At 46.3% G+C, this 26,292-nt stretch carries 26 protein-coding genes; 6 read left to right on the top strand and 20 right to left on the bottom strand.

Going from position 1 to position 26,292, the window contains the following annotated elements:
* Positions 1-116 precede the first annotated feature (116 nt).
* The 4 genes from ACMUEV_RS03590 (at position 117) to ACMUEV_RS03605 (ending at position 6,954) form a co-directional block, all read left to right on the top strand.
* Positions 117-2,933, top strand: coding sequence for a cation-translocating P-type ATPase (locus ACMUEV_RS03590; protein ID WP_190651756.1), 2,817 nt, complete (start codon positions 117-119; stop codon positions 2,931-2,933).
* Between the two features lie 389 nt (positions 2,934-3,322).
* A complete protein-coding gene (locus tag ACMUEV_RS03595; protein ID WP_190651754.1) occupies positions 3,323-4,372 on the top strand; it encodes an AI-2E family transporter in 1,050 nt (349 codons plus the stop codon).
* A 202-nt stretch (positions 4,373-4,574) separates the two neighbouring features.
* Positions 4,575-6,254: a pyridoxal-dependent decarboxylase gene (locus ACMUEV_RS03600; protein ID WP_190651752.1), complete on the top strand. Its 1,680-nt coding sequence runs from the start codon at positions 4,575-4,577 to the stop codon at positions 6,252-6,254.
* A gap of 79 nt (positions 6,255-6,333) precedes the next feature.
* Positions 6,334-6,954 carry a hypothetical protein gene (locus tag ACMUEV_RS03605; protein WP_190651751.1) on the top strand — a complete coding sequence of 207 codons (621 nt, stop codon included), beginning with the start codon at positions 6,334-6,336 and terminating at the stop codon, positions 6,952-6,954.
* Positions 6,955-6,964: 10 nt separating this feature from the next.
* Here ACMUEV_RS03605 and ACMUEV_RS03610 read toward each other — a convergent pair whose 3' ends face one another.
* From ACMUEV_RS03610 to acsA, 5 genes are read right to left on the bottom strand one after another with little or no spacing between them, the layout of a single operon-like run.
* Positions 6,965-7,219: an acyl carrier protein gene (locus ACMUEV_RS03610; protein ID WP_190651750.1), complete on the bottom strand. Its 255-nt coding sequence runs from the start codon at positions 7,217-7,219 to the stop codon at positions 6,965-6,967.
* A 40-nt stretch (positions 7,220-7,259) separates the two neighbouring features.
* Positions 7,260-8,465, bottom strand: coding sequence for a dihydrolipoamide acetyltransferase family protein (locus tag ACMUEV_RS03615; RefSeq protein WP_190651749.1), 1,206 nt, complete (start codon positions 8,463-8,465; stop codon positions 7,260-7,262).
* Positions 8,458-9,483 carry an alpha-ketoacid dehydrogenase subunit beta gene (locus tag ACMUEV_RS03620; RefSeq protein ID WP_190651748.1) on the bottom strand — a complete coding sequence of 342 codons (1,026 nt, stop codon included), beginning with the start codon at positions 9,481-9,483 and terminating at the stop codon, positions 8,458-8,460. Before ACMUEV_RS03620 ends, ACMUEV_RS03615 begins: the two co-directional genes overlap by 8 nt.
* Positions 9,484-9,492: 9 nt before the next feature.
* Positions 9,493-10,503 (bottom strand): pyruvate dehydrogenase (acetyl-transferring) E1 component subunit alpha, encoded by a 1,011-nt coding sequence (gene pdhA, locus ACMUEV_RS03625; RefSeq protein ID WP_190651747.1) that lies wholly within the window; start codon positions 10,501-10,503, stop codon positions 9,493-9,495.
* The gene (gene acsA / locus ACMUEV_RS03630) at positions 10,503-12,254 is read right to left on the bottom strand and encodes an acetate--CoA ligase (RefSeq protein ID WP_190651746.1); all 1,752 of its coding nucleotides are present in this window, start codon (positions 12,252-12,254) and stop codon (positions 10,503-10,505) included. Before acsA ends, pdhA begins: the two co-directional genes overlap by 1 nt.
* A 164-nt stretch (positions 12,255-12,418) precedes the next feature.
* On the opposite strand from acsA, the gene ACMUEV_RS03635 reads away from it, so the two are divergent.
* The gene (locus ACMUEV_RS03635; RefSeq protein ID WP_242044468.1) at positions 12,419-12,802 is read left to right on the top strand and encodes a carboxymuconolactone decarboxylase family protein; all 384 of its coding nucleotides are present in this window, start codon (positions 12,419-12,421) and stop codon (positions 12,800-12,802) included.
* A gap of 138 nt (positions 12,803-12,940) precedes the next feature.
* Here the strand turns inward: ACMUEV_RS03635 and ACMUEV_RS03640 are convergent, their stop codons facing one another.
* The 15 genes from ACMUEV_RS03640 to ACMUEV_RS03710 all read right to left on the bottom strand — a co-directional run bounded on the left by ACMUEV_RS03640 (position 12,941) and on the right by ACMUEV_RS03710 (position 25,769).
* On the bottom strand, positions 12,941-13,549 hold the full coding sequence (locus tag ACMUEV_RS03640) for a pentapeptide repeat-containing protein (RefSeq protein WP_190651745.1): 609 nt from the start codon (positions 13,547-13,549) through the stop codon (positions 12,941-12,943).
* A 371-nt stretch (positions 13,550-13,920) separates the two neighbouring features.
* The gene (gene hypE, locus ACMUEV_RS03645; RefSeq protein WP_415354733.1) at positions 13,921-14,967 is read right to left on the bottom strand and encodes a hydrogenase expression/formation protein HypE; all 1,047 of its coding nucleotides are present in this window, start codon (positions 14,965-14,967) and stop codon (positions 13,921-13,923) included.
* The gene (locus ACMUEV_RS03650) at positions 14,960-15,142 is read right to left on the bottom strand and encodes a hypothetical protein (RefSeq protein ID WP_017290650.1); all 183 of its coding nucleotides are present in this window, start codon (positions 15,140-15,142) and stop codon (positions 14,960-14,962) included. The genes hypE and ACMUEV_RS03650 overlap by 8 nt, the downstream gene beginning before the upstream one ends.
* Positions 15,139-16,230: a hydrogenase formation protein HypD gene (hypD, locus tag ACMUEV_RS03655; RefSeq protein WP_190651744.1), complete on the bottom strand. Its 1,092-nt coding sequence runs from the start codon at positions 16,228-16,230 to the stop codon at positions 15,139-15,141. The genes ACMUEV_RS03650 and hypD overlap by 4 nt, the downstream gene beginning before the upstream one ends.
* Complete coding sequence (locus tag ACMUEV_RS03660) at positions 16,227-16,472, bottom strand: HypC/HybG/HupF family hydrogenase formation chaperone (protein WP_190651743.1); 246 nt, start codon at positions 16,470-16,472, stop codon at positions 16,227-16,229. Before ACMUEV_RS03660 ends, hypD begins: the two co-directional genes overlap by 4 nt.
* Positions 16,473-16,474: 2 nt before the next feature.
* On the bottom strand, positions 16,475-18,766 hold the full coding sequence (gene hypF, locus ACMUEV_RS03665) for a carbamoyltransferase HypF (RefSeq protein WP_190651742.1): 2,292 nt from the start codon (positions 18,764-18,766) through the stop codon (positions 16,475-16,477).
* A 21-nt stretch (positions 18,767-18,787) separates the two neighbouring features.
* A complete protein-coding gene (locus ACMUEV_RS03670; protein ID WP_190651741.1) occupies positions 18,788-19,069 on the bottom strand; it encodes a hydrogenase maturation nickel metallochaperone HypA in 282 nt (93 codons plus the stop codon).
* A complete protein-coding gene (locus tag ACMUEV_RS03675; RefSeq protein ID WP_190651740.1) occupies positions 19,062-19,544 on the bottom strand; it encodes a hydrogenase maturation protease in 483 nt (160 codons plus the stop codon). The genes ACMUEV_RS03670 and ACMUEV_RS03675 overlap by 8 nt, the downstream gene beginning before the upstream one ends.
* Positions 19,528-20,817, bottom strand: a complete 1,290-nt coding sequence (locus tag ACMUEV_RS03680; protein ID WP_190651739.1) for a Ni/Fe hydrogenase subunit alpha — start codon at positions 20,815-20,817, stop codon at positions 19,528-19,530. The genes ACMUEV_RS03675 and ACMUEV_RS03680 overlap by 17 nt, the downstream gene beginning before the upstream one ends.
* The gene (locus ACMUEV_RS03685) at positions 20,807-21,586 is read right to left on the bottom strand and encodes an oxidoreductase (RefSeq protein WP_017290643.1); all 780 of its coding nucleotides are present in this window, start codon (positions 21,584-21,586) and stop codon (positions 20,807-20,809) included. The genes ACMUEV_RS03680 and ACMUEV_RS03685 overlap by 11 nt, the downstream gene beginning before the upstream one ends.
* 4 nt (positions 21,587-21,590) lie before the next feature.
* Positions 21,591-22,421, bottom strand: a complete 831-nt coding sequence (locus ACMUEV_RS03690; RefSeq protein ID WP_190651738.1) for an FAD/NAD(P)-binding protein — start codon at positions 22,419-22,421, stop codon at positions 21,591-21,593.
* Complete coding sequence (locus ACMUEV_RS03695) at positions 22,421-22,894, bottom strand: cyclic nucleotide-binding domain-containing protein (RefSeq protein WP_190651736.1); 474 nt, start codon at positions 22,892-22,894, stop codon at positions 22,421-22,423. The genes ACMUEV_RS03690 and ACMUEV_RS03695 overlap by 1 nt, the downstream gene beginning before the upstream one ends.
* A complete protein-coding gene (locus ACMUEV_RS03700; RefSeq protein ID WP_190651734.1) occupies positions 22,891-24,027 on the bottom strand; it encodes a 4Fe-4S dicluster domain-containing protein in 1,137 nt (378 codons plus the stop codon). Before ACMUEV_RS03700 ends, ACMUEV_RS03695 begins: the two co-directional genes overlap by 4 nt.
* A gap of 180 nt (positions 24,028-24,207) precedes the next feature.
* Complete coding sequence (locus ACMUEV_RS03705) at positions 24,208-24,999, bottom strand: IS5 family transposase (RefSeq protein WP_415354614.1); 792 nt, start codon at positions 24,997-24,999, stop codon at positions 24,208-24,210.
* Positions 25,000-25,088: 89 nt separating this feature from the next.
* Positions 25,089-25,769, bottom strand: coding sequence for a hypothetical protein (locus tag ACMUEV_RS03710; RefSeq protein WP_190648809.1), 681 nt, complete (start codon positions 25,767-25,769; stop codon positions 25,089-25,091).
* A gap of 165 nt (positions 25,770-25,934) precedes the next feature.
* On the opposite strand from ACMUEV_RS03710, the gene ACMUEV_RS03715 reads away from it, so the two are divergent.
* Entirely contained in the window at positions 25,935-26,243 is a 309-nt protein-coding gene (locus ACMUEV_RS03715; protein ID WP_190648814.1) for a hypothetical protein, read from the top strand.
* Positions 26,244-26,292 lie beyond the last annotated feature (49 nt).

The raw sequence follows: 26,292 nt of genomic DNA on the forward strand, positions 1-26,292 counted from the left end.
GTTTGATTGCAAAACTGTAGGAAGCTGTTTTCTCACATTATAATCGCGCTGAAATGGTTGTCTCTCTCTATCATTTCAGCGTTTTCTTTTGTAGTGCTTCTGAAGAATTGTGAGCCATGAACTTACACCTACCAATTTGGACATTACCTCCTGAGACAGTTTATGAACATGCCAACACAAACACAGAAGGGCTTTCCGATCAAGAAGCTGCCGAGCGATTAGTGCACTATGGTTACAACGAATTACCTGAGCCTGCTCAACGATCGCTGTGGTTACGCTTTGCCGACCAATTGACTCACTTCATGGCGTTACTGTTGTGGGCGGCAGGCACTCTCGCTTTTGTTTCAGGCACACCCCAACTCGGTTGGGCAATCTGGGCAGTCATTTGGATTAATGCGATCTTTAGCTTCTGGCAGGAGTTTCAAGCGGAGCAAGCTTTATCTGCGCTCAAGAATGTGCTGCCCATGCAGGTCAAAGCCTATCGTAACGGCCGCTTACAAACCCTTCCCGCTCAAGAATTAGTTCCAGGCGATGTGATCGAACTCGAAGAAGGCGATCGCATTTCTGCGGATGCAAGACTGGTTTCGAGCCAGTCTCTTTCTGTGGATGTTTCAGTCCTGACTGGAGAATCGATGCCTGTTCCGCGATCGAGCGATGCAGTCATGAATGAGAAACTACATCCCTCAGATGCGCCGAATCTCGTCTTTGCAGGATCAACCGTTGCCTCTGGACGTGCTAAAGCTGTCGTCTATGCAACTGCCACACATACAGAATTTGGACAAGTCGCACACTTAACTGCAAATATCCAACGTGATGCCAGTACGCTCGAAGTTGAAATTACCCGAGTCGTGCATGTGATTACTGCAATTGCAGTTGGCATGGGAATTTTACTCTTTGCTTTGACAACCTTGCTTGTGGGTATGGATGTGAAAGAGAGTTTCATCTTTGCGATCGGGATTATTGTTGCATTTATCCCAGAAGGATTGTTGCCAACCGTGAGTTTAGCACTCGCGATCGGGGTTCGACGCATGGCAAGACAGAATGCTCTCGTGCGACGACTCTCGGCAGTAGAAACCTTAAGTGCAACGACAACCATTTGCACCGATAAAACAGGCACTCTGACAAAAAATGAAATGACGGTACGCCAACTCTGGATTCCGGGAGTCGCGTTAGAAGTCACGGGAACCGGATATGATCCGACGGGTCAAGTTCAAATCACCGATGATACTCAAATTCCACACGTGAATCGACTGCTCACCGCAAGTGCTCTATGTTGCAACGCACGACTTAATCATCAAGCAGGGTCAAGTCTATGGCAAGCAATCGGTGATCCCACAGAAGTTGCTTTACTGGTTGCCGCACTTAAAAATAAATTGTCGATCGATAAACTCCAGCACCTCGCTCCCCGAGTTCGAGAAGTCCCCTTTGATTCACATCGACGTATGATGAGTGTTGTCGTTTCAGGCAACTCATCCGCGCATTCATTATTCATGCCGGATGCACACTCTCAAACTACATTCTCTCAAACTACATTCCTGGTATTTACAAAAGGTGCGCCCCTCGATGTTTTAGCTCATAGTCCATTGATCCTTCAGCAGGGACAGACAAAATCGATGACTGAAGCAGATCGTCTTGAGATTACAACAGCAAATGATGAGTTCGCAAAACAAGGCTACCGCGTTTTAGGCATTGCCACAAAATCGGTTGATTCGGATCTCATTCAGCAATCTGATGAAGTGTTGGAGCAGAATTTAACGTTTCTCGGATTAGTTGCAATGATAGATCCACCACGTCCTGAAGTAGCAAAGGCAATTGCACAATGTCACGAGGCAGGCATTCACGTCACGATGATTACCGGGGATTATGGATTGACCGCAGAAGCGATCGCGAAACATATCGGACTCGTCAAGCAGCAGGCACGAGTGATTACCGGAGAGCAACTCAGTCATTTATCCAATACGCAACTGCGGCAAATTCTGGCACGTCAAAACGGCTTAATCTTTGCAAGAGTCATGCCGGAACAGAAATTGCGCTTAGTAGAAGCGTATAAAGCTCTGGGTCATATTGTGGCAGTCACAGGAGATGGTGTGAATGACGCGCCTGCTTTACGGGCTGCCAATATTGGCATCGCAATGGGAATGAGTGGGACAGATGTAGCACGCGAAGCCGCAGATATTGTACTGATCGATGATAACTTTGCCACGATCGTCAGTGCGATCGAACAAGGTCGCGCGGTTTATCAGAATATTCGCAAGTTCTTGACGTATATCTTGGTCTCCAACGTGCCCGAGTTCTTCCCATTTTTGTTTATGGTGTTGTTTAAGATTCCGCCCGCGCTAGTGATTCTGCAAATTCTTGCAATTGATCTAGGAACTGATATGGTTCCGGCGCTGGCGTTAGGAGCAGAAGCACCAGAAGTCGGCACAATGCAGCAACGCCCCCGTCACAAATCAAAGCGCCTGCTTGATAAAAAATTGCTGATGCGAGCATATTGCTTTTTGGGTCCAATTGAAGGAATTCTCGGTATGGCAGGGTTCTTTTTCGTTTGGTTTAGCCAAGGTTATAGCTTCAGCGACTTACAAGCCTTGACTCCGAGTATCTTGTCTCATTCTGCTGATGCAAGAACCATGATCGTCTATAACCAAGCGATGACGATGACTTTAGCTGCGATCGTTGCTGCTCAAGTCGGAAACGTGTTTGCTTGTCGATCCGAACGAGTTTCAATTTTTCGCTTAGGCTTTTTTAGCAATCGCTTGATCTGGTTGGGAATTGCAACTGAATGGATGTTAATTCTGTCAATTATCTATCTCGCTCCACTGCAATCGATCTTTTCCACGATCGCGTTACAACCGATGCAATGGCTAGCACTACTGGTCTGTCCTCCGATTGTTCTGCTTGCAGATGAATGCCGCAAACAGGTGATGCGCGAATGAGTTAATGTCTAATCTTTTGACACTGTATAAAAAATTAGTTTTTTCAGAAAGATCAAATCAAACTGCTCCAACATCGTTGGCTCAGGCGTGAGAAACGCTTGCAATCTTTGGACTCTTCTATCCTAATCTGTGGCAGAAAGACTTACCTTTTGGCGGAAGCGATTTTGCTTGCAAAATGCGAATGTCTCTTTAGACAGATTCACTCAAAAAACGGAGTTTCATTTCGCAGGGAAAAAGACAAACATGCCAGTTAGAAGCTCTGAAACAGCAATGCAAATTCTAACGAGGAACTGGGAAATTGTAATCAGGATGATGAGGTGGATTGCCAGTCTACTGACAGTCGCACATGCTGCTATGTAATAGCACATTTAGCCTAGAGAGTAGTCATCATGAATCAAGCGCCAGATCCCAAAAAACATCGATCGCGTTGGAGTCAGATCAGTACGAATACATTAGTGCGTTTTCTGCTCTTCTTTGCCTCCGGTTGGGCATTAGTTGCTATCTTTCAATATTTTGAGTACGTGATCTTTGTGTTCGCGCTTTCAGGGATTCTAGCGCTCTTGCTCAACTATCCACTGCAATTTTTACAGCGCTTTGTCGGACGCAGACTTGCATTAGGGTTAGTCATTGCACTAAGCCTGATCACGATTATTGCTGCAGTCGTTACGATCGGGCTGACCTTGACCAATCAAGTCCAGCAATTAGCAACGCTACTTCTTCAGGCTTTAAATACTTCAAACAATCCATTTGACCAGCTGCAAAGTACATTGGCAGCGCGCAACATTCCGTTCAACCTTGACGTGATCGAAGCCCAAATTCGCGATGTGTTTGTCGTGAGCTTGAACTGGATCGTTAGTTCTCTGCCCGTTCTCTTCCAGAATTATGTCACGTTTATCATTATCTTAGTTGTTGCATTTTTCATGCTGATCGATGGTGCAAAGCTATGGCGACTCGTACTCAAGTTAGTCCCTGCCCAACACCGCAACCGTGTGTCGATCGCAGTCCAAACAAACTTTTTCGGATTTCTTCGCGGGCAGTTGCTCATCTCATTTTTGCTGAGCATTGCTACGTTTCTCGTTTTTGCACTGTTTCAAATTCCATTTCCGTTTTTGCTTGCGGTCACGATCGGGGTGTTTGACTTAATTCCTGGCATTGGTGCAACGCTCGGCGTGTCTCTTGTTTGTTTAATTATTTTTGTACAAAGTAACTGGCTCATCGCGTTCAAGGTATTACTCATTTGTGTAGTTTTACAACAGTTGCAAGATAATCTTCTGTCTCCGCGTGTCATGCAAAGCACCATTCATCTCAGTCCAGTGGTTGTATTTTTTGCGCTCTTGGTTGGAACGAAGATCTCAGGACTACTAGGTCTCTTTTTAGCAGTCCCGATCGCGGGTGTGATTGTTAGTCTATTCAATCTTGAAGAAGCACAAGGAGAGTAGACACGCATTCTTTTATTGTCCGAAAAAGCTCAAAAAACTCTGTACCAGTTGCACCAAAATAGATCAAAAAGTAAATAAAGATAAATTCAATACAATCACAACGCCTATAGATCGATAATTGAAAGAGTGATGGTCAGGAGAAAGCGTTATGAATCGTGATGCGAATCATTTTAGGAATCAGGATAGTCACTCAAACGCGTCGATGCCTATCCATCACCCATCTTCAGCCTATCCATCGCTTAGGAATATTACGATCGAAGATTTTCAACTACCCTCAACAGGTTTAACCGAGGAACAACGTGCTAAAGCACTCGCTCAATTACACGAATACTTATCTATCCAAAAGGCACATTTCCTCGGATACCAAGTCAATCAGCAGTTGGATTACGAAGATGATCTCAAGCCCTATCTAAACTATCACGTCAATAACGTGGGCGATCCCTTTATCGATGGGAATCTTACGATTCATAGTAAATGGATGGAGCGGGCTGTACTCGATTACTATGCTCGGGTGTGGAATGCTCGCTTACCTCATAATCCCGCCGATGGAGAGTCTTACTGGGGATATGTAGTCAGCATGGGATGCACTGAAGGCAATCTCTATGGGTTATGGAATGCACGCGATTATTTAGCAGGCAATCTCCTCCTAGAAGAACACACGGCTGAAGAAGAAGCGAGGGTCGCCAGTTTTGGAGGACATCCTCGATCTCTACTTCGCCGCCTCATTTACAAACAGGCATTGCCGCTAGATGGAAAGCCTCATGCTTATACCCCTGTTGTGTTTTACTCCGAAGACACTCACTACTCGATTATCAAAGCAGGCATTGTCCTCGGACTCCATACATTTTATGAACTAGGTCAGCACTACTATCCCAACGAGAACCCTCTAGCCCCGGGTCAGCCGTGGCCAAAAGAAGTACCATCCACCCAAGGCAGTACAGGACCAGGCTCGATCGATATTCCCTCGCTAGTAAAGCTCGTCGAGTTTTTTGCAGCAAAAGGCTATCCCATCTTAATCTGTTTCAACTATGGCACCACTTTCAAAGGTGCTTATGACGATGTGGAAGCAGCAGGGAAAGCACTGATGCCGATTTTTCAGCGCTATGGGCTGCAGGAACGCAAAGTGTACTACGACCCGAGCGATCCAAATCAATTCGATATTCGCACTGGATACTGGTTTCATGTGGATGGTGCCTTGGGAGCCGCGTATATGCCATTTGTGGAGATGGCATACAATGCTGAAAAAATTGCTCGACGCGGACCTAATTTTGATTTCCGATTACCATTTGTGCATTCGATCGCGATGAGTGGACATAAGTGGATCGGGGCACCTTGTCCTTGCGGCATCTACATGACGAAAACAAAATATCAGTTGCGTCCACCAGATAATCCAGAGTATATAGGCTCTCCTGATACCACATTTGCCGGGTCACGCAATGGTTTATCGGCGATGATTTTATGGGACTACTTGGCGAAAACTTCCTATGAAGGCGAGATGGAAAAAGCCCTGTATACCGAAAAGATGGCAGAATATGCTGTTCAAAAGCTCAAGAAGCTAGAGCAGCACTTGGGTGAATCTTTGTGGGTAGAACGGACACCACTCTCGCTGACGATTCGGTTTAAGCAAGCGAATCCCAATATTATTTTCAAGTACTCGCTATCTAGTGAAACGCTATTTGTGAATGGGCAAAAGCGAGCCTACAATCACATTTTCATCATGGCGCATGTCGCGACTCAGCTCATTGACCAACTGATTACAGATCTCAGGCAACCGGATGCTTTTCCATCTCAACCCACTGTAGCAAAGCCGCCAGAAATTGCTCCCACTCGTCATCCAAAGCACCTCGCCCACTTCCCGCATTTGGGACGCGGTTTCCATTAACAGAGCTAATGGGAAACGTTCGCCTTTATGCTTCAGACAGTACTTTGAAAAGAGCGTAAAACAGTGAGAGGAAACCTTTTTGGCAATTAAAACTGGTATCTGGATTTACTGGCTATTTTGTGCGATCGCGACCGCTTTAGTGATTGCTAGACGAGATCGTGCAAATGGGTTACTGAGTCCGCGTTCAGCTTCTGGGCAGGAGAAAAAAGGGTATCACCTCACCTTGCTTTTGGGGTGGATTGTGACGCTCTTAGCATCGGGAACTTATGTTTTATTCACCGTAAAGCGGGACACAGGTCATTATCATTTCGTAGACCTCGCTGTATTTTCCGTGTTGAACGGTATTCTTGAGCAATTCATGTTTATCTTTTGGTTCTTGGTTGGCTGCTACATTGGACGCCAGAAGTTTCAAAATGCACCGATTTGCATCTTTATGTGTGGCTATGCCAGCAATGTTTTATATTCTGGCTTGATTCATTCTCTATTTTGGATTCAGGTACTACCCAAGCATGATCTTTTCATTGCACCAGTTTTTATTTCGGCGTTGATGTCAGCAATTTGGGTATGGTTGCTATGGCGCTATCGTGCAGTAATTTCCATTATTGCCATGCACATTGTGGTTGATTTTCTCAGTATCGGTCATCTTCATTTTTCTTGGTTTGAATCATTTCAACTTCTTAAGTCAGGACTCATCCAATGAAGACGACGATTTACTGTTGAGCGTGAGTAGAAATATACTGAACGATATCGTTAAGCGTGATGAGTTTCCCATAGTCGGTTTCTGGAATCTCCACACCAAATTCTTCGTTCAGTCCAATCATGAAATTGAGAAAATCATAAGAATCAATTCCGAGCGTTTCTCGAACATCATCATCCTTGCCTAAAGTTTCTGGAGAAGACCCAGGAGCAATCTTTTGCAAGAGTCTGAACATTGTTTCTTGAATTTGAGTTTTAGTGATTGCCATTGTTTCATCCTTCATAAAATCATTGATGAATCTGTATTCTTTACCATTTCTCTACTGATTGAAGATGTGTGTTGACCGCTTGCAAAAATCTTGCACCAATCATGCCATCCGTTGCGCGATGATCCCCTGCTAGCGTTGCAACTAGTACCGGACGAACATCGAGCATTCCTTGTTCTGCCCAAGGCTGTTCAGAGATTTTGCCGAAACCGACCAAAGCAACTTGGGGTGGATAGATCACCCCATAGACTTTTTCGACACCGATATCTCCCAAGCTTGTTAGTGTCATCGTTGCATCAGACAGTTCTGAGCTACGGAGATGTCCTCCTCGCGTACGCTCAATTAAGTCGCGCATGGTCGCCATCAATTCATCAAGGCTTTTCAGATCCGCATGATGGATCGCAGGCGTGACTAGTCCTCCTTGCCGTAGGGAAATCGCAAAGCCGATGTGAATTGCCTCTTGGACTTGAAGCTGATCTTCAATCCAATATCCATTCAATTCTGGAACGTCAGTTAATGCTTTAGCGACTGCTTTGATCAGCAGAACGACAGGTAAGATACGCTCTTTTATCGATCGCTTCTGATTCTCTGCTTCAAGCCATCTCAGTGCATGGCTCATATCAATTCGAGTTTCGAGATAGTAGTGAGGAATCTCGCGATTAGAGCGAGACATAGCAGCCGCGATCGCGCGTCGCATTCCTGCCTGAAAATCAGTTGTAGTCGGTTTCGCTGCAGGCGATGGAGGGATAACTTTTTCTTCTGGCTTCGGTGTTGGTTTCAGAGCTTTTGCAGCTTCTTCTACATCAATTCGATGAATCGCACCATCGGCTCCAGATCCTTTCACCTGAGTTAAGTCCACACCCAGTTCAGTCGCTACCTTGCGAGCTAGCGGCGAAACGCGCAATCGTTCCTCTTTAGCAAGAGTGGGTACTGAACTCGTCGGAGCTTCGATTGTAGGAGGTGGGCTAGGTTGTTCGCGATCGGTGACCGCAATCGCTTCTTTTTCCGCACCGTTTTCTAATTTCAATCTCGCCATTGGCGTTCCCACGGGCACTTTAGTATCCGGCTCCAGCAGGAGTTCCTCAACAGTACAGTTTTCAAAGACCTCAATTTCCATGATGCCTTTATCGGTTTCCACATCTGCAATAATGTCACCGTACTTGAGATGATCGCCAGGTTTGGCTCTCCAGGCGACTAAGGTTCCGGTTCTCATATCCGCCCCTAAACTGGGCATACGAAATTCAGCCATGTCGAGTCACCATCCTCCGGACTGTATTGACGATCGTCGCAGATTGAGGCAAGGCAGCTTGTTCTAAATGATTGGCATAGGGCACGGGAACTTCGGCTGAGCAAATCCGTTCTACAGGAGCATCTAAGTCATAGAATGCTTTTTCCATAATGCGAGCGCTAATCTCCGCAGAGATACTGCCACTGCGCCAACCTTCATCAATAATCACAGCTCGATGCGTTTTCGCGATCGAGGTGAGAAACGTAGCCTCATCCAGTGGACGCAGAACCCGTAAATCAATCACTTCTGCTTCGATTCCTTCTTGAGCTAGGGTTTCTGCGGCTTCGAGTGCTTTGAATAAACTGGCACTGTAGCTAATGAGCGTTACGTCATGCCCAATTCGACGAATACAAGCACGATCGATATCTACTGCTCCAGCATTAGCTGGAAGTTCCCCTTCCATGTTGTAGAGCAACGTATTCTCAAAAATGAGGACGGGATCGGGATCTTCCAGCGCTGTCCAAAGCATTCCACGCGCATCTTCAAGCACTGCTGGAGTCAGAACTTTAATTCCAGGAATGTGAGCATACCATCCTTCTAAACTATGAGAGTGCTGTGCTGCTAGTTGTTTGCCTCCTCCGGTTCCCATGCGAATCACGAGCGGAACATTGAACAACCCGCCGGACATATGCAGATAGGTTGCTGCTGTATTGAGAATTTGATCGGCAGCCAACAAGCTAAAGTTAACTGTCATCACTTCCACGATCGGGCGCATTCCGTTCAGTGCTGCGCCAATTCCGGCTCCGGTAAACCCAGACTCACACAGCGGCGTGTCCATGATCTTGTCGGCACCCAATTCTTTCAACAGTCCTTTTGTTACTCCAAAAGCACCGCCATACTGTCCGACATCTTCGCCCATCAGGAACACGCGATCGTCTTTCAGAATTGCCTCTCGGATTGCGTCTCGCACTGCTTCTCGATAGGTTGTCTGAATCATCAGCGGTGGATTGTCTGTATGGGTGTCAATTCCATAGTTCATAGTGTCCCCCTAGACGTTTGGCTCTGAGTAGACAAAGCGATTTAATTCTTCCACAGGTTCCCAAGTTCCCGCTTCCGCAAATGCGATCGCATCTTTGATCTCTTGACGGATCGATTGTTCCATCCTTTCCACATCAGCATCTGTGATCTGTCCTTGTGCTTTTAACTGTTGCGTGAGTGTTGAGATGGGACAGCGTTGTTTCCATTCTTCGACTTCAGCTTTATCTCGGTAGAGTTCTGGGTCAAACATCGAGTGCGCTCGGAAACGATAGGTGACACATTCTAGAAAGAAAGGCTTTCCATTTTCCCGGACTTCAACCGCTGCTTTTTGAGCAGCTTGCTCTACTGCTAGAACATCCATGCCATCCACAACTGCATGATCGATGCCATAGCTTTCCGCTTTCTGAACCAGATTTGTGACTGAGTGAGAATACTTCAGAGCCGTTCCCATTGCATACTGATTATTCTCACAAACGAACAATAACGGGACTTGCCAGAGAGACGCTAAATTCATAGATTCGTGAAACTCTCCTTCTGCAACGGCGCCATCACCAAAAAAACAGCAGGTGAGCCGTTTTCTGCCCAATTTCTTATCAGCTAAAGCCAGCCCAACCGCTAAGGGTAAACCACCACCTACGATCGCGTTACCTCCATAGAAGCGATGCTCTTTATCAAATAAATGCATCGATCCTCCCCGCCCTCGACAACAGCCTTCTTGCTTACCGAACATTTCTGCCATTACTGTATTCATGGGAATTCCGCGTGCTAGGGCTTGACCATGTTCGCGATAGGTTGCCACGATCGCATCATCGGGTTTTAAGACTTGCATAACTCCCACGGCAACGGCTTCTTCGCCGTTGTACAGATGCAAAAAACCGCGAATTTTCATGGCGCTATAGAGTTCTGCACACTTATCTTCAAAGCGACGAATCCGTAGCATTTGATAAAGAAGATCGTGCAAATGTGCTTGATTGGAATCAACAGAAGTAGGAGATTGTATCGTTGCATGTTTCTTCTTCATCAGTTCGTCTCCAATGTCGATAGATCGCCTTCGGGTAACCCTAATTCACGCGCTTTCAGCAATCGCCGCATAATCTTACCGCTTCGAGTTTTGGGCAATGATTCTTGAAATTCCAATTCTTTTGGAGCTACAGCAGCCCCTAGTTTTTGTCGAGCAAATCCCAAAAGTTCTAGTTTGAGCGCTTCACTAGGTTCTCGCCCTGGTTTGAGGGCAACAAAGGCTTTGACTAGCTCACCAATCATCGGATTAGGTTTACCAATCACGCCCGCTTCCGCTACCGCTGGATGCTCCATCAATGCACTTTCGACCTCAAAGGGACTAACCATGTGTCCCGAAGTTTTGATGATGTCGTCTTCGCGTCCCATAAACCAGAAGTAGCCATCGCGATCGCGCATGGCTAAGTCGCCTGTGATGTACCAATCTCCAACAAAGCATTTGCGGTAGCGTTCTTCATCATGCAGATAGCCGCGAAAGATTGAGGGAAAATCCGGTTTTAGGGCTAAGTCTCCATCAATGCCCGGTTGGTCAATTTGTTCGATCGTGCCATCCTCATGCCGCCGCACGATCGCGGCTTCTACCCCAGGAATAGGACGACCCATTGATCCTGGACGAATCGGCATTGTGGCATAGTTGGCGATCATGATGCCACCTGTTTCGGTTTGCCACCAGTTATCGTGAATCGGTAAGCCTAGCTTTTCCTGCCCCCAAACCACTGCTTCGGGATTCAGCGGTTCTCCCACACTATGCACGAGTCGCAGATGGCTCAGATCATATTCGGCTTTCGGGTCAATATCGAGGCGCATCAATCGCCGAATCGCCGTCGGAGCCGTGTACCAGACGGTTACTTTTTGAGTTTCGAGAATGCGATACCAGCGATCGGCATCAAACTCTGCTTCATCAATGATGCTAGTGACGCCATGAGTCAGCGGTGCAATGATCCCGTAGGACGTTCCAGTCACCCAACCTGGATCAGCCGTACACCAAAAAATATCATCAGGATGCAAATCGAGCACATACTTTGCCGTCATGTAATGAGCATAAACGGCTTTGTGAACGTGAATTGCACCCTTGGGCATTCCAGTTGTGCCACTCGTGAAGTGCAGCAATGCCATATCTTCTGGTTGAGTGCTTACGATCTCAAACTCAGAAGTAGCCACTTGCATCAGCTTGGGAAGCGACCAAATTCCGTCTTCTACATGATCTGCACTATCTGCTAAAAGAATGTGCTGTAACTTCGGCAATCGATCGCGCAATGCAACGACTTTCTGTTGGTAGAGTGCGGTAGTTGTCACTAAGACTTTGGCATCTCCTCGGTTCATGCGTTGATAAATCGGCTCTGGACCAAAAGCAGAGAAAAGCGGACAAACCACACTGCCATTTTTCAACGTACCAAGAGCAGCAATATAAAGAGATGGAATCCGTCCTGTGAGAGCAAAGACGCGATCGCCCTTCGCAATTCCTAGCGTTTTGAGAACATTCGCGAATTGATTGGTTTGTAGAGCGAGATCGCGATAAGTAAAATCTTGAACATCCCAGTTCTTTCTTAGAAAGCGTAAGACAATGTGATCGGCTCGATCGCTTTTGGCATGTCGATCGATCGCAATATCGGCAATATTCAATCCCTCAATGGTTGCTTTGAGTTCAGCGTCGATTTCTGCCCAAGAAAATATACGGCGCGTTTCTTCATAGTTTTGTAAATTAGGTTTGACTCGCCAATTTTTGAATGATTTCTCGATTGGACTCCAGCCCATTGTTTCACCTCACGTACATGATGAGGAACGATAGTGTCAGGTTACTGGGCAATGATGAGGAACTTGTGAGGATGAGATCGTTAAATTCTTTGAGGAGATTAGATTTTATCTTCGGTTCCTTCTTACGATGAAAGGAGAAAGACTGGATCGTTAGGAAAATTGTCATGAACACAAACAACCCGAACGCCAAGCATTCTTGCACCGACCAGATGAAACACATCCGGAGCTATACAGGCAAACTATCCACAGCTATCCCGGATGTGATGAAGAGTTTCTATGCGCTCAGTAAAGCTTCCTCCACTGCTGGTGCTCTGGATTCTAAAACCAAAGAATTGATTGCCTTAGCCATTTCCGTAGCAATTCACTGCGACGACTGTATTGCCTTTCATACTCATTCGACGCTTCAAGCAGGAGCGACAAAAGAAGAAATTCTGGAAATGTTAGGAGTTGCAGTCTTTATGGGTGGAGGTCCCTCATTGATGTATGCAACTCATGTGATGGAAGCTGTTGAAGAATTACAAAAAGAGCCTAGTAGTCAACCCCATTAATTTCACGGAGTGGGGAGACAGGGAGCAGTAACTATGATTTACGATTTCAGCCCTTCACTCTATCCCCCTATCTCCCCATCAAATTTGTCGTGGAACACTCCCTAAAAATCTCCACTTCAGATGAACTCTTCAACATAGCTATTCATGAATTTCGCCCTGGGGCATGACTGTTCTGGTCAGTGAAGCTTCACTCGTATCAGTTGCATTCAAGTTTGCGTCCTGCAGATTTGCTTCACACAAATTCGCATCACACAAATCTGCACCATACAAATTTGCACCTCGCAAATCTGCTTTCCAGAGCCTTGCCCCACACATTTTACTTCCCGTCAATTTGGCACTCTGTAAATTTGCCTCAGCAAGGCAAATTCCATGTAACAGCGCATCACTCAAATCAGCTTCAACTAAGGATGCTCCACTTAAATCCGCATCGGTCAAGTTGGTCGCTTTGAGCGTTGTGTTATTCAAATTAGCACCACTCAGAAATGCGCCAAACAAATTAGCACGATCGAGATTGGCTCCACTCAAATCGACTTCATTCAAATTAGCTCCACTCAAAGAGGCATCAGTTAATTTTGCGCCTTTCAGGTGCGATCGTCCCAAATTGATGCCACCCAAAGACAAACCACTGAGATCAGCCTGTTCTAGAACAACATCACTGAAATTACGTTCTCCTGCCGCATAGCGATCGAGAAGTTCCTGAACTGTGATCGAGCGTGAGATCGTGTAAGAAGATTCACCAAGGGTCATGATATTGTTCCTACAGTTTATAAATGGCTTCACAATGTTCTAAAGAGAGAAGACCGTTCTAGTTTGAGAGTAGAGGATAAGTTTGAGAAAGTTGTGAAGGGACAAAGACAGACTGCTGAATTCTCTGCCTGAAATCCATTAAGTAAATGGGCGTAATTCAATATCAGCTCAGCAAGTTCTCTCGCTACGTTACTCACCCGCCCCGGAATGAATTCGGGGCTAACAGTGCGAAGTCCGCTCTGGGACTAACAGCCTATGAAAACGCCCTCTTCAGTGGGTTTCAACCCACTTCGCACAGTTAGCCCGAACTTCCAGTTCAGGGCGGGACGCCAACGAGAGCGACAATCTTCCAATTCATTTCACCTCCCTACTTAGCAAATTCTAGGTAACTGCTCTCCACTCAGTCGTGTGATCATGCGTTCTACTCCGATTTTGTTTTTCAAAATCACAGCGGAAGAATTTGATTGAATAACATGCCCCACAATCCGAGGATTATGAGGAGAATGTTGTTCTAGCAGCGCGATCGCGCGCTCAGCATCTTGGGGCGCAACAAAAGCGACAAAGCGTCCTTCGTTTGCTACATATAACGGATCTAAGCCTAAAATTTCACATGCGCCTTGCACTTCGCCGCTGATAGGAATTGCAGCTTCATCGAGTTGAATCTGCATGGCTGCTCCTTCAGAAAGCTCAATTAAGGCACTAGCTAATCCTCCTCGGGTTAAATCTCGCAAACAATGCACAGAAATTTCTGCATCGAGTAAAGCAAACACTGGATCGATTAAAGCAGCACAGTCACTCTCGATCGCACTCTCAAATCTCAATCCTTCTCGCATTGCCATAATTGCTATACCATGCCGACCAATATCGCCATTGATGATGACCACATCTCCGACTTGAATTTGTTGTGGCGCAATTTTGCAGGCATGTTCAATGATTCCAATTCCGGCTGTATTGATGAATAATCCATCTCCGCGACCTCGATCGACAACTTTTGTGTCTCCGGTCACGATTTGAACCTTGGCAGTCTGAGCAGCTTGCTGCATTGAGTCTACGATGTCTTGCAATAGAGGCATGGAGAAGCCTTCTTCTAAGATGAATCCAGCACTGAGATAAAGCGGACGTGCGCCACACATTGCTAGGTCATTGACGGTTCCATTGACTGCTAATGTCCCGATATTGCCACCCGGAAAACAGAGCGGCTGAACGACATAAGAATCTGTTGTAAATGCGATTTGAGCATGATGGACATCTAATACTGCACCATCATGGCGACAAGACAGTGCAGTATTTTCAAAGGTCGGAATAAACAATTGCTCAATGAGTTGATGCGTAAGTTGTCCTCCTCCGCCATGCGCGAGCAGAATTTGAGAAAACTTTTGCATCGGCATAGGACACGATCGAGAATGAGGACTACTCACGATCTTCTACCTTTTCGATTAATTTTTCTGCCATCTCGATCGCAGTAAGAATCAAAATTTGCTCTTGTTGTCCGCGCCCTTCTTCATCGCTAACCGTGGCATAAATATGCGGATTTGCCAGCATTCCAGACAGAATTTGACTGGCAATTTGCTTCAGTTCAGTGTGATTTTTCATAGCATTCTCCTTGCGTAATAGTAAGCTGCACACGCTCCTTCGGAAGAAACCATAGGTGCGCCCAAAGGATGTTCAGGTGTACAGCGTGTTCTAAAGGCAGCACATTCCTGCGGTTTCCGAATTCCTTGCAAAATCAGACCACTGATACAGTCAGATTGTTCTGACTGAGATGTCTGTGCTGAGACTTGAAATCGAAGATTTACATCAAATTCGGCATATTGATCTCGCAGCCCTAAGCCACTTTGAGCGATCGTACCAATTCCTCTCCAGTCACGAGGAACGACAGTAAACACGTCTCGCATCAGTTGTTGTGCAATTTGATTGCCTGATCGCTGAACTGCACGAGCATACTGATTTTCGACCCTTGTTTGTCCTGCCTCTAATTGCTGAACACAGAGATAAACACCCTGCAAAATGTCGGCAGGCTCGAATCCAGTCACGACAATCGGAATGTGATACTTTTGCGCGATCGGCTCATAGTCTTTGTACCCCATCACTGTACAAACATGCCCTGCGGCTAACAGTCCATCAATATTGTGTTCTGGCGAGGAGAGCAGTAATTCGAGCGCGGGAGGCACTAAGACATGAGCGACTAGCAGTGAAAAATTCTGAACGTTTTGTTGTTTGGCTTGATGAACTGCGATCGCGGTTGCTGGAGCCGTCGTTTCAAAGCCAACCGCAAAAAATACAACTTGTCGATCGGGATTCGCTTGAGCAAGGTTGAGTGCATCCAGCGGCGAATAAACGATTCGGACATCTCCTCCCAAAGCTTTCACCGTGAGTAAATCGTATTGACTCCCTGGAACTCGGAGCATGTCACCAAATGAGCAGAAAATGACATCAGGAAGTGCCGCGATCGCACAAGCTTGATCAATTAATTCAGCAGATGTGACACAAACGGGACATCCTGGACCATGAATCAGCGTGATCGATCGAGGTAGCAGTTGATCAATGCCAAATTTAACAATGGTATGAGTTTGTCCGCCGCAGATTTCCATGATTGTCCACGGTCGCGTCGTGATGCGATCGATGGCTTGAGTGTAGCGTTGAGCAAGCTCAGCGGTTCGATATTCGTCAATATATTTCATGGCAATTCTGCTGGAGTGTCACGCAGTTGATTTAAGTGTTCAAAAAATTGGGTTGCAACCGCAGTATCGAGTTGATTAATCGCAATACCCGCATGAACAATCACATAGTCTCCAATCTGGACATCTGGCACAAAGGCTAAGTTTACTTCCTTCACAATTCCACCAAAGCTAACTCGACCCGTTCGCAACAATGGATCATTACCCTCAATGCTGAGAATTTTTCCTGGAATCGCTAAACACATACTTAACCGCCACGCTTTAATAGTTGGGATGCAGCAATGATTGCTTGTCCAACAGCAATGCCGCCATCGTTGGGTGGAATATGCCGATGCCAGTAAGGTTGGAAGCCTTCTGCTTGGAGACGGGCAATCGTGCGATCGCTGAAGTACCGATTTTGAAAACATCCTCCAGACAAGACAACGCGCTTTTGCTTCCATTGTCGCGCAAACTGAAGAATGACTTCGACCATTGTGTTATGAAACTTTGCAGAAACCATTGCAACTGATGTTTTTTGCTCAATTTCTGAAATGATTTCCTCAATCATCGTAGACCAATCGAAAATGCCCTGATGAATGACAGACGGATAAAATTCATCCGTTGAGACACGGTCTAACGCGAATTCCAAGGCCATTGCTGCTTGTCCTTCAAACGTTGAAATTTGCACTAAGTTAAGTAAAGCTGAGATTGCATCAAAGAGCCGCCCTGCACTCGAAGTCCAAGGTGTGTTGAGTTCCTTCTGGAGCATGGCTTGTAGAATGTCGCGCTCCTGGGCATTGAATGCTTGAACAGGGGCTAAATCTGTTCGATCGAATGCGGCTTCTCCCCACAGTTCGTAAAGTACTGCGATCGCGGCTCTGCGAGGTTCTCGAATTGCTTTCTCACCTCCCAGTAGTCTAAAAGGTTTGAAGTGTCCTACCCGTTGAAAATCAGTCAGATTCGCTAAGAAAAACTCTCCGCCCCAGATTGTCCCATCGAGTCCATAGCCTGTGCCATCCCAGGCCACCCCCAACACCGTTTCTTCTAGTCCGTTCTCAGCCATACAGGTAGCAATGTGAGCATGATGATGTTGAACCGGAAAGATTTGGCTGGATGGAAATTTCGAGCCTCGGTGCTGAGCGTACTGAGTTGAAAGATAGTCAGGATGGTCATCACAAGCAATGAGATCGGGATGAACCTCATAAAGTTGCTCAAAGGTGTCGATCGCTTGCTCAAAAGCTTGTAGAGTAGCTTGATTTTCCAAATCTCCGATATGTTGACTGACAAACAGATTGGAATCAATTGTCAGTGCGATCGTATTTTTAAGATGTCCTCCAACCGCTAAACAGGTTGGCATAGGCTTGGAGATCGCAATAGGTAACGGAGCATACCCCCGCGATCGACGCAGAATCATTTCGCGATCGGCAATCACTCGCACAATCGAATCATCAACAACACGAACAATGGGACGATTGTGAACTAGAAACGCATCTGCAATTCCTGATAAACGCTGAATCGCTTCCCGCTCATCTATACAAATCGGTTCATTCGATAAGTTGCCACTCGTTGCAACAATTGGAAAATTTAACGTGGATAGTAATAAATGATGCAGCGGCGTGTATGGAAGTAAAACACCAAGGTGAGCATTATTCGGTGCAACCGTTTCAAGAACGCTAAGATTTGCTTTACGACGAAGTAGAACGATTGGGGCTTCTGAAGCAGTGAGTAGTTGAGCTTCTAAGTCAGAAAGCTCACAGTCTTTTTGCACTGCTGCTAACGAAGGATACATGACTGCAAAGGGTTTATCAGGTCGATGTTTTCGCTGTCGTAGAGTCGCGATCGCGTCTGAATTCCGAGCATCCACCATGAAATGAAATCCACCTAACCCTTTGACTGCAATGATTTGTCCGTTCTGAATCGCTTGGATTGCTGCTTGTAGCGCCGCTTCATCGGATGCTAGTCGTTTGCCGTGATGATCCCACCATTCCAAACGAGGACCACATTCTGGACAGGCAATCGGTTGAGCATGGAATCGACGATCGAGCGGATTTTCGTATTCAGTTCGACAGCGATCGCACATCTGAAACGCATTCATGCTGGTGTTGGGTCGATCGTAGGGCAAAGCGTTGATAATACTAAAGCGCGGACCACAATGAGTGCAGTTAATGAATGGGTAGCGATAGCGAGGATTGTTCGGATCAAAGAGTTCTCGGATACAGTCTGAGCAAGTAGCAAGGTCAGGAAGAACGATCGTCGTTTTTTCTCCACTCACACTCGGATAGATTTCAAAAGAAGAGTCGCCCAGTGGAACAAGCGCAGAGACTTGTAATTGTTGAATCAGGCTATGGACAGGCTTTTCTTGTTCTAGTTTGAGCAGAAAAAGCTCAAGCTGCGATCGCGTTCCTTCTATCTCGATCCAGACTCCCTCTGCTGAATTTTTAACCCATCCAACCATGCCTAAATTTGTAGCAAGACGATAGACAAATGGGCGAAATCCAACCCCTTGAACTGCACCTCGAATCTGAATTTGCAATCGTTCTAAACCATTTTTATCGTTCATTTTTGAGAAAACTATGAGGAATTAGCTTTGCAATGCTTCGTTGATTTCCATATCTAAGCTTTCTAAAACAACGTCTTGTGCGATCGGATCAGTCAAATCATCTGAGGTTTCGATTTCCAATCGTGCGCTTTCCATCAGTGTATGTTGCGAGGCAATCACAAAATGATAGGTGAACTGTTCAGGTGAGAAATGAGACAAAGCACCCAATCGAACTTTAACAGCAAGTATTTTCGTCGCGTTTTGTTCTTGAGCGATCGCTTCAATCGTTTGAATTAAATGGCTCATCAAACTCGCCTCATGCATGGTTGATCTCCAATTCTGATAACACTTGTTGAATGGTAGTTTCTATAGCTTGCTCGACTGCTTCTGACAGTCCGATTCCAATTGCAAAGTTACTTCCTTCTACCCCATAGAGAATGAGTTTGTTTGGAAGTTGATTCAACGATCGAGCAAGTTCAACTGCTTCTGCTACTCCAAACGCATGAGAGGAATAGTGGAAAAATTGCGATGGAATCGATTGAGTATGAACATCAATGCGATGAATGGTAGCAATTTCAGATCCCGAAGACACTGCATCAAATAGATAAACGGTATCGCTGGTTTGCCACAACTCGATTAATGTCGCTCCCTCGCCCGATGCTTCAATCGTTGAAATCGTTTCTGGAAGCTGATTGCGAAGCTGTCTTAAAATCAATAATCCGACTGCATCATCGTGTCGAAATTCATTTCCTACACCAATCAGCATAATGTTTTGCATTGGGTTAGGCTCGATCGACATCTAACTTCAAAAAATGCGTTGAACAGGAAATACAAGGATCGTAGCTGCGGATCAGTTGTTCACACTGCGATCGTAATTGATCATCTGCTAAATCGATCTGTTGCTCTACAAATTGCCACAGATCATGTTCAATCCTGCCTTGATTTTGCGAAGTCGGTGGCGCAATTTTGGCATCTAGAATGTCCCCTTTTTCATCAATCTTGTAGCGATGATAGAGAATCCCGCGAGGTGCTTCTGTACATCCATGCCCGACTCCTGCTTGAATCTTATAATCGACTACTGCTCGATCGGGCATTTCATACGTTTCAATTAACCGCAAGGCTTCTTCCACAGCAAATAGTACTTCAATACTGCGAACCACAATACTCTGAAATGGATTGCGACAGATGGGAAGTAGCCCAACTTCATGTGCGATCGCTTGAGCGCGGGGTGTGAGTTGGTCAAAATTGAGATTAAATCGTGCGATCGGACCTACGAGATAATCTCCACGCTCTTTGATGATGGCATGTAAAGCAGTTGAGTGAGGCTTATGCTGTTCTTCAATGTATTCATAAAACTGATCATTTGAAATATCTAATCCTTTGTTAGAAATGATGCGTCCTTGATTCATTGGATATTCATTCGGATGATGAAGCGCAACAAATTCATAGTCTTGCTCAAACTCAGGAAAGGATAAGGTTGCTGCCCATCGTGCAGTTTCTTCTGCCGCATCACACGCCCATTGCAAATCATCAATCAGCGATCGTAGTTCCTGCCGAGTCGGTAGCTTATAAAATCCACCTACTCGAATGTTAATCGGATGAATTTCTCGCCCACCAATCAAAGCTAGAATTCGATTGCCAATTTTCTTCAGTCTTAAGCCCCGCTGCACAAGTTCCGGATAATCCTTCGCCATGTGAATGGCACTCTCGTAACCGAGAAAATCCGGCGCGTGTAGCATGAAAATATGCAAACTATGACTCTCGATCCATTCGCCACAGTAAATCAATCGCCGGAGTGCGCGCAATCCACCTTCGACTTCAATGCCCAAGATATTTTCCATGGCATGAATCGAACTCATCATGTACGCGATCGGACAAATGCCACAAATTCGAGCCGTGATATCAGGAGCTTCGCTGTATTGCCGTCCGCGTAAAAATGCTTCAAAAAATCGAGGAGGTTCAAAGATTTTAAGCTGCACATCTTGCACTTTACGATCGCGGATCTTCACATACATCGCACCCTCGCCTTCTACGCGAGCGAGATAATCGACTTTGATCGTTTTACTGCTCATGACGCTCACTCTCTTTGCGAAAGGCTTCTGCATAGGCATTAAACGTGCGATATGCCCGAACCAGATCTGTTTCGTCCACTCCCAACTGCTTCCACCATTGGCTCAATGCAGCCGTATTCGGGCTTTCCATCGGACCGTAACAGCCATAGCACCCTCGATTGTACGCCGGACAAAGCGCATTACACCCCGCCTGCGTCACAGGTCCCATACAAGGCGTTCCGTGGGCAACCATCACACAGACATTTCCACGCCGCTTACATTCGATACACACGCTGTAGGTCGGAATAACAGGTTTACGATCGCTCAAAAAAGCACTTATCACTTCTAGCAATTGATGCTTGTTAATCGGACAGCCTCGAAGTTCAAAATCAACGAACACATGATCCGCGATCGCGGTCGATTTATTTAAGGTTTCAATGTACTCTGGCTTAGCGTAAACAATCGAAGTAAAAGCTTTGACATCTTTGAAATTTCGGAGCGCTTGAATGCCTCCAGAGGTTGCACAAGCGCCAATTGTCACGAGTCGTTTTGAAGCCCGCCTGACTTGATGAATTCGCTCTGCATCGTGAGGAGTGGTGATCGAACCTTCAACTAGCGACAAATCATAAGGACCTTTGACAACTGCACTAGAAGCTTCCATAAAATTGGCAATCTCAATCTCTCCTGCCACAGTTAGCAATTCATCTTCGCAATCGAGCAAGCTCAATTGACACCCATCACAGGACGCAAATTTCCAAACAGCAAGTTTCGGCTTATGTAGCTGTTTCATCACTCTAGAACTCCCGCTGGTCAAACCAGAATTTGATGTGGTCATAGCGAAATACGGGACCATTTTTGCAAATGAAGGTCGGTCCTAACTGGCAATGCCCACAAAACCCGATCGCGCATTTCATATTGCGTTCCATCGTAATGTAAATGCTTTCTGGACTCACGCCTCGTTTGAGCAATTCCATCACAGTAAACTGCATCATGATTTCAGGACCACAAATCATCGCAACAGTATTCAGTCGATCAAAAGGCGCACGTCGAATCAAAGCAGTTACGACTCCTACATTGCCTTGCCAACCCGGTTCAGCCCGATCGACCGTGACAAAAACTTCTAAGTCAAGGCGCGATCGCCACTGCTTCAAATCATGCCGAAATAGAATGTCTTGGGGCGTGCGCGTTCCAATTAAAAGCACGACTTTGCCATACTTAGCTCGATTCGCCAACACGTAAGCGATCGCGGGACGCAAGGGAGCTAATCCAATTCCTCCAGCAACAAACACCACATCATTGCCTTCTGCGGCTTGCAAATCCCATCCCTTGCCAAACGGACCTCGAATGCCCATCGAATCACCCGGACGCAATTTACTCAATGCAGTCGTCACGTTACCCACAATCCGAGTCGTGTGTAGAAGTTTATTTGGCTCAGTAGGATTCCCACTAATAGAAATCGCACATTCTCCAGTCCCAAAAGCATAGAGCATGTTGAATTGACCTGGCGCAAAGTAAAACGGTTGATTGCCCTGCGCGGGTTCTAGCTCCATCGTGAAAGTGTCATGGGTTTCTTTCCGCGTTTGTCGTACTCGGTAGATGTGAGGCTGCATCGGTTCTAAGATCATTACGCCCTCCGACTCGGCACATTGTAGAGATCGAGCAATTGGAGGCGAGTCGCTTGTAATGTTTCGAGCATAATCGCTGAGAAGCGTTTCATCAGTTCGTAACCGAGTACCGGATCAGACTCACATTTCCCTCGCAGGCATCGACCATCAAGTGCGATCGCGCGAGTGAGTTCCATCGCTCGGGCATCAAATTGCCAGCGGTAAGGCGGAAAGAGCCAAGACCATCCAATGACATCATGTTCCATTAACGTTTTAATCACGATCGCGGGCTGTCCGGGTGCACTAATCTCGATAGCTACTTTGCCTTGTCGCACTAGATAAAAGCGATCGGCATCTTCCCCTTGTCGAAAAATCAGTTGATTTGCCTCAAACCGAACATTAGACGCACATTCAACCAAGAGTTCAATATACTCGGGCTTCAACCCCTCAAAAAAAGCATGTTCTTTTAACAACGGTGCCAAGTTCGTCATCATTCGTGTTTGACCTCCTGACTGTCTCGAATGGCTTTTACTTCTTCCGTAATGTCAATCCCAACGGGGCACCAAGTAATACATCGTCCACACCCCACACAACCCGACGTGCCAAATTGATCAATCCACGAAGCTAATTTGTGGGTCATCCATTGGCGATAGCGAGATTTTGTACTGACGCGCACACTCCCACCATGCAGATAAGAAAAATCCATCGTGAAGCAGGAATCCCAGTTTCGCCAGCGCTCAGCATGATCGCCTGTTAAATCCGTCGTATCTTCGACTGTCGAGCAAAAGCAAGTCGGACAGACCATTGTACAGTTCGCACAGGTGAGACATCGCGAAGCAACGTCATTCCATCGGGGATGTTCTAGATTGTTGTAGAGCAATTCTTTAATGCCCTCAGTTGGCATCGTGCGTCCCATGTGTTGCGCCGTTTCTGCAACAATCTGTTGAGCAATCTCCTGATCATTTGGCGTTGCGATCGTATGAGGCACAGCTTGAAGCATGTCTCGCCCCGCTTCACTACCAATCTCGACAACAAAGTAATGCGTCGGATTGAGTACCTCTGTTAATGCCAAATCGAATCCGCTCGTAGCTTGCGGTCCCGTTTGCATGGACACACAGAAACAGGTTCCTCCTGCCTGTCCACAGTTCACCGCAATCACAAAATTATCGTGGCGACGGGATTGATAGTGCGGATCAACTGCTTCTCCATGCAGAAAGACTTGATCTTGAATCGCGATCGCATGAAGATCACACGATCGCACACCAATAAAAGCGCGCTTTGTTGTGTCTGGCTGGTCTGCACGGATCGTTATCTCTTGCCCTTTACGCTCTGCTTGCCAGAGTCGAACCTGGGGTGCAAACAAATATTTCTTCCACGAATGTGCGCCCACGGCATAGCCAAACAACGCCTGATCTTCCCGTCGCTTGAGGCGATAGACTCCGCCGGATTGTTCATCAGTCCATCCAATCGGCAAATCCTCAACAGAAGACACTGCATCGTAAACAATTGCTGCTTCCCGAATCGTCGGAGCAATTAGCTCATATCCCAATTGCTGAAGCGCAGCAAAGAGACTTTGCAAATTCTGTCGTTGGATAACAACGCGATCGCCAAGATTGATTTCATTCATGATACATTATCCCCTCACTGCAAGTTGACGAACAGTTACGGCAACGTTCACGCTAGTACATCGCCAGTACAGATCAGCAATATTGTCGAAACGAATACTAGAATCTACTGTTTCCAACTCTCTCCACTGCATAGCAACTTCGCCTTAGAGGGTGTTTTAAAAGTCGGAGTCGGTCAAATTTTATGCCAATCTCCTAACCATGATCCGAATCATTGCTAAGTAAATCCAAGTCTCTGAAGTTTCTGGAAGTAACTCATAATCCCGAACTAAGCGACGACAGTGCATCAGCCAGCCCAGAGTTCGTTCCACCACCCATCGCTTTTTGAGCAGGACAAAGCCTTTGGTTTGTTCCGGGCGTAAGACCACTTGGACAATCCAACGACAGATGGTGACCACCCAGTGCATAAAGGGAAAGCCATCGAAGCCGCCATCCACCCAAATCGTGTGTAGACGAGACACGGCTTTCCCGCGTTGTCGCACCCGCTGGAGAACAGTTTTGCCGCCGGCGCGTTCTGGGGTGCTGGCAGCAGTGACAAAGACCCGTAAGATCAATCCCAGCGTATCGACCGTGATGAATCGCTTGCGCCCTTTGATCACCTTACCTGCATCAAATCCGATTGCTGCATGCACTCCTGCCGCACTTTTCACGCTTTGGCTATCGACAATTGCTTCAGATGGGCTCGGAGAGCGCCCGACTTCGATGCGGATGCAGCGATAGAGACGGTCGTGAATGCTCAACCAGGTTCCATCCTTACGCCAATTACGAAAGTAAGTGTAGACCGTTTGCCAAGCTGGAAAATCTCCAGGTAACGCTCGCCACCGCACTCCTTCGACTAAAACATAAAAAATTGCATTGAGAATGTCCCATAAGTCTACTTCTCGCGGTCGTCCCCCTGGTTTTGCATCAGGTAGCAGGTCGCTCAACAATTCATATTGGGCAGGAGTGAGGTTACTGGGATACGATTTACTCATGTAGCTCTCTCGGTGCTGTGCTTTTACGTATTTACAGCTTATGACCGGAGAGCTTTTTTACAGCCTCAATTGTCTTTTAAAACATCCTCTTAGTTTACAGAAACGATAAAAGCATATCGATAGCCTTTATGCTGCGAGAGCATTTCTAAGGTGTAAACTCCAGTGCGTGGAATTTGACCTGTCCAATTAATTTGGCTCTCTTTCGGATTTCCAAACATTTCTCCGTCTGGATCAAGGACAAAAGGCAACACACCGCGCGTATTCGAGACCGTTAGCGTTGATCCTTGAGTAAGCGGGACACGATAAAGGTGGCTTCCTGATCCCACAAATCGATCGGCGATCGCACTTCGACCTCCTTTCGGACTAAACTTGACCAATTCGACTTTTTCATTACAGCTATTTTGGGTCTGTGTTTTTGGAATCCAGCCTTGCATAGGATTCTGAATCAAGAACCATCCATTTTGCTCTGTTGCCACCGTGACAAACGCATGATTGTCTAAGTGACCCACGATCCGACTCGTCGGATTATTGGCAGCAAAATAGACGGGAAGCGGCGGGTGAGGTGTATCAATTTCTGCCATTGTGATGGTGCAGCTTAGAACCTCTCTCGTGGCTTCCACAGTCGATTGAGCTGTAGGAAAAAGTTGGCTGGCATCGGTTGGATAGAGACGAGGTTGGACAAGATGCCAAATCACATAACCTATTCCACCCAACGAGACCAGACCGAGTAGACTCGCGCCAATCAATCTTGAGGATTTCAGCGATGTCATAGCATACCTCCTCTGAGGAATTGCAGGATATTTCCTCTGCGTTCACAGTAAGAGAAGAGTTTGAGAAACTTGTGAGGATTGCCAATTTGATCAAATCTCACAAGTTCCTCAACTTTGTTGCTTACGATTGCAATGAGGAGAAATCACAATTTAGAGGAGGCAATTATGTTATTAAACATTGCTTCAGACAGACCCTCTCTCGGCTTGTTAGATATCGATCGCTATTCCATCCCTGATCCGTGGGATGAACCGACTGAGCCGCAAGAAAAGCCAGCGATCGTTGTCCCACAATCGACAGCCTTAATTGCCGAAACCCATCTACCTCGATTGCCTGCCGCTCCTAAAGTCAATGCTGCAACCGTGCTGGTACAAGATGAACTCAAACTCAATCGCCAAGGGAATCTGCCATTGTTTAGTAAAATTCAAGATCTCTTAGCTCAGTTGTATTGGGCAGATTCAATTTGCGAGAGATGAGCCTGTAAGAGGTCGAAAGCAATCGACGACATTTTTTCCAAACGTCATC

This window comes from Leptolyngbya sp. FACHB-1624 (genome assembly GCF_047649235.1).
Taxonomy (GTDB): Bacteria; Cyanobacteriota; Cyanobacteriia; order Leptolyngbyales; family Leptolyngbyaceae; genus Leptolyngbya; species Leptolyngbya boryana.